We start from the raw sequence: 3857 nt of genomic DNA, 5'->3' as shown, positions 1-3857 counted from the left end.
GCGGCGAGCGGCTGCGCCGGGCCAGGCTGAGCGGCGAGCGGCTGCGCCGGGCCAGGCTGAGCGGCGAGCGGCTGCGCCGGGCCAGGCTGAGCGGCGAGCGGCTGCGCCGGGCCGGGCTGAGCGGCAAGCGGTTGGGCCGGGCCGGGCTGAGCGGCGAGCGGCTGGGCCGTGTACGGCGGCTGCGCGGCGAGCGGCTGCGCCGTGCCAGCCTGCGCGCCGAACGGCTGCTGCGCGGCGAAGGGCGGGGCAGGGTAGGGCTGTGCCGGGTACGGCTGCGCGCCGAACGGCTGACCGGGACCAGGCTGCGCGGCGTAGGGCTGGGCGGCGTAGGGCTGCGCGGCGTAGGGCTGCGCGACGAAGGGCTGGGCGGCGAACGGCTGGGCCGGGTAGCTCTGCAGTGTGGCGTATTGCTGTGCCGCGGCCTGCTGAGCCGCCGCCGCCTGGATCGCGAACGCCTCGTGGGCCCTGGCGAACCGGACCGCCAGGCCGTCGCCGGTCACCGCGCCCCCGGCGATCGCCGGGCGACCACCACGCGCGATGACGACGGCTCCGCCGATGAACAGCACCAAGCCGGCGAGCGTTCCGATCGGGGCCACATCGCTGGGCAGCAGTTGCGTGCTGCCGACCCAGATCAGGATGCCGGCGATGAAGCTGCCCGCGCCCGCGGCGGTCTTCGTGGTGTACTCCTTGGTGCACCGGGCGCAGAACGGCCACGCCGGCGCCGACACCGTCTTGCGGGTTGCGTAGTAGACGATCGCGCCCAGCAGGAACAACCAACCCGACCGCCGGGAGGTGAACTGGGTCCTCTTCCGCTCCACGGCCGGCTCGCCGTGCCGGGCGCACACCGTCGGCGTTCCCCAGCCGGCCGACACGAAATTCGCTGGAACCAATACCTCGACCGACACCGGAGCCTCCCCGCTCGCATGAAAGAACGGCGACATGATCCACTGCCCGGGACGCGAGGTGAGCCCCGGGGTCGGCCGTGACCGCCCCGGTGGCGGGATGTGGGTGGACTCATGGTCCACTGACGGCGTCGGGGCGACCGCGCCTCGGCGTGAATCCGGACCCGAGGACGGGAGGAAGCCGTGGACTCCGACGCCCAGCTGAAGGAACGGGTGGGGGAGCATCTGCACCCCGGCGAGGCCTTCCGCGCCGCGGTCTGGGCCAGCCGGCCGGACGGGCGCACGTCGACCGCGATGACGCGCGCCGAGATGTCGCCGTTCCGGATGCGTTTCCGCCGGCCCGAACCGGACGGCCCCGGCGCCCGCCGTGGCGTGCAAGGCGCGCCGCGCAGCCTCGCCGTCGGCTTGGACGAGCACATCCGCATCGTCACCCACCCGCGGGTGCTGGCCCTCACCGACCGCCGCCTGCTGGTCCTGTCGAAGCGACTGGGCTCCTGGCGGGACCTCTTCCGCCCGGCCTCCGGCCCCGTGCCGCCCCTGCGCCTGCTCTGGGAGTGCCCCCGCAAGAACCTGGCATCGGCCACCGAACGGTCCGGTCAACTGCGCCTGACCTTCACCGACGGCTCCACGGTCAACTTGATCACCCCGGCCGCCGGTCTCCAGCCTTTCCTGGCCGGCTGACCGCCGCCTACCTCCGAAGGGTCCGCCGGACCCGCTTGGAGGTGAGGACGTACCCAGCCATCACGATATTCGGCACCATGTCGATCGCCACGCCCACTGTCGACTTCATGTGAAAGACGTGCCATCCCACCAGGAAGCCCACCGACAGAACATTGAACACGACGTTGTGCGCGATGGCGATCCGCTTTCTCCGAAACATCAGCACGAACAGCAGCACCGTGTAGACAATCAGCAGTCCATTCGAGACGACGTAAAAGGCCAGCGCGGGCGCCGGCACGAACGATGTGAGGCCGGCCAGCGAAGGATCGGCCCCGATGATGAGCGACGCGATAGTCAGCTCCAGCCCGTGCGCCGCCAGCCCGCCCAACGCGACCAGATAGACAACAAGCCACCCACGAATCGGAACCCGCTCGTCCAAAACCCGACCGCCAGAAACCTCCATGGTCCGGTGCATGACCACTTCCCAACCCCCCGGTGCCGAAACGACTGGCCAGCTCCCATACTTCGGCCACCGCCCAGCACCGTCCACCGTGCTAGCACCCACCCGTTGGTGGTGCTAACACCACCAACCAACGGACGAGAGCACGAAGCAAGAGAAAGTCGCCCAGCCCGAGCCGTACCGGGTCTAAAAAACCCGCCGGAAGTGCAGAAAGCCCAGCCCCCGACTACAGGGGCAAGCGCAACCGGCACGGTTTCTGCCCGCATGACCCACCACAAAGGGCCGCCCGGGTAAGAAAAGAGAAGTCCCCCAACCAAAAGCGCGGCAGCCGGACCACCGGCCCGTAAGAAGAGCGACGGGCGTTAAAGCTCGACCTTCTGCCCCTTACCGATAACAACGATCCCGGAATCACTGACGGTATAGAGCTTCCGATCCCGATCGAGATCAACCCCGATCTGGGCCCCCTCAGGAATCGACACGTTCTTGTCGATAATCGCGTTCTTCACGACGGCCCGGCGCCCGACGGACACACCCTCCATGAGAACGGACCCCTCGACATGGGCCCACGAGTTGACCCGCACATTAGGCGAAATCACCGACCGCTCGACCAGCGACCCAGAAATCACCACCCCAGGCGAGATCATCGACTCGATGGCCCGCCCCTGGCGATCGTCGTAGCCGTGGACGAACTTCGCCGGAGGCCACGACCCGTAGTTGGTGAAGATCGGCCACTCGTGGTTGTACAGATTGAAGACCGGCAGGGTGGCGATGAGGTCCATGTGGGCCTCGTAGAACGAGTCGAGTGTGCCCACGTCGCGCCAGTAGCCGCGGTCGCGGTCGTCGCTGCCCGGCACGTCGTTGTCGCGGAAGTCGTAGACGTTGGCCTCGCCGCGTTCGACCAGCATGGGGATGATGTTGCCGCCCATGTCGTGCTTGCTGTCGGGGTTCTGCGCGTCCTTGGTGACCGCCTCGCAGAGGGCTCGGGTCGTGAAGACGTAGTTTCCCATCGACGCGTAGATCTCGTCGGGCGAGCCGGGGAGCCCCTCGACGTCGCGCGGCTTCTCGCGGAAGGCGCGGATGCGGCGGCCGTCCTCCGCGACGTCGATGACGCCGAACTGGTCGGACATCGACTTGGGCTGGCGGATGCCGGCGACCGTGACCGCGGCGCCCGAGGCGATGTGGTCGTTGACCATCTGCTTCGGGTCCATGCGGTAGATGTGGTCGGCGCCGAAGACGATCACGTAGTCGGGGGACTCGTCGTTGATCAGGTTGAGGCTCTGGTAGATGGCGTCGGCCGACCCGGCGAACCAGCGGGGGCCGAGACGCTGCTGGGCGGGCACCGGGGTGACGTAGTTGCCGAGAAGGGTCGACATGCGCCAGGTCTTGGAGATGTGGCGGTCGAGCGAATGCGATTTGTATTGGGTCAGCACCACGATCTTGAGGTAGCCGCCGTTGGCGAGGTTGGAGAGGACGAAGTCGATCATCCGGTAGATCCCGCCGAACGGGACGCCGGGCTTGGCCCGGTCCGCGGTGAGGGGCATCAGGCGCTTGCCCTCGCCGCCCGCCAGCACGATCGCAAGCACCTTGACTGCCATGCGCTGACTCTATTTTTCCCGGGCGGCTGACGCCACCCGAAGCGGTGGTTTCGGTGGCCGTGTCCGGTCCGGCTTCCAGATGTACGCGCGCTCAGGTCCCGCCGCCGCAAGGAGCCGGAGGCGCTGCGACCCGAGGCCGGGCGCGTCAGCGGCAGCGGCCCGGCGGCAGTGGGCCTGCGGCAGTGGGCCTGCGGCAGTGGGCCTGCGGCTGTGGGCCTGCGGCAGTGGGCCGGCGGCAGT

At 69.0% G+C, this 3857-nt stretch carries 3 protein-coding genes and 1 pseudogene; 1 reads left to right on the top strand and 3 read right to left on the bottom strand.

Annotated features, from left to right (window positions below; all coding sequences use genetic code 11):
• Positions 1 to 905 (bottom strand): annotated as a pseudogene (locus AB0M88_RS52935) (hypothetical protein); the annotation flags it as partial.
• A gap of 180 nt (positions 906 to 1085) precedes the next feature.
• Between AB0M88_RS52935 and AB0M88_RS52930 the strand changes: the two are divergent.
• Positions 1086 to 1583: a hypothetical protein gene (locus AB0M88_RS52930; RefSeq protein WP_364116175.1), complete on the top strand. Its 498-nt coding sequence runs from the start codon at positions 1086 to 1088 to the stop codon at positions 1581 to 1583.
• Positions 1584 to 1590: 7 nt separating this feature from the next.
• Here AB0M88_RS52930 and AB0M88_RS52925 read toward each other — a convergent pair whose 3' ends face one another.
• Positions 1591 to 2037 (bottom strand): hypothetical protein, encoded by a 447-nt coding sequence (locus AB0M88_RS52925; RefSeq protein ID WP_364116172.1) that lies wholly within the window; start codon positions 2035 to 2037, stop codon positions 1591 to 1593.
• Between the two features lie 347 nt (positions 2038 to 2384).
• Positions 2385 to 3617 (bottom strand): glucose-1-phosphate adenylyltransferase, encoded by a 1233-nt coding sequence (gene glgC, locus AB0M88_RS52920; RefSeq protein WP_364116169.1) that lies wholly within the window; start codon positions 3615 to 3617, stop codon positions 2385 to 2387.
• Positions 3618 to 3857: the final 240 nt, after the last annotated feature.

The organism is Actinoplanes sp. NPDC051411, assembly GCF_040682075.1.
Taxonomy (GTDB): domain Bacteria; phylum Actinomycetota; class Actinomycetes; order Mycobacteriales; family Micromonosporaceae; genus Actinoplanes.
Note: the sequence above shows the minus strand (reverse complement) of the source record. Positions and strands in the feature narration are given on the sequence as shown.

Coding starts and splice junctions, on each gene's coding strand:
- AB0M88_RS52925 (WP_364116172.1), bottom strand. CDS start 2,037: ATGCACCGGACCATGGAGGTTTCTGGCGGTCGGGTTTTGGACGAGCGG.
- glgC (WP_364116169.1), bottom strand. CDS start 3,617: ATGGCAGTCAAGGTGCTTGCGATCGTGCTGGCGGGCGGCGAGGGCAAG.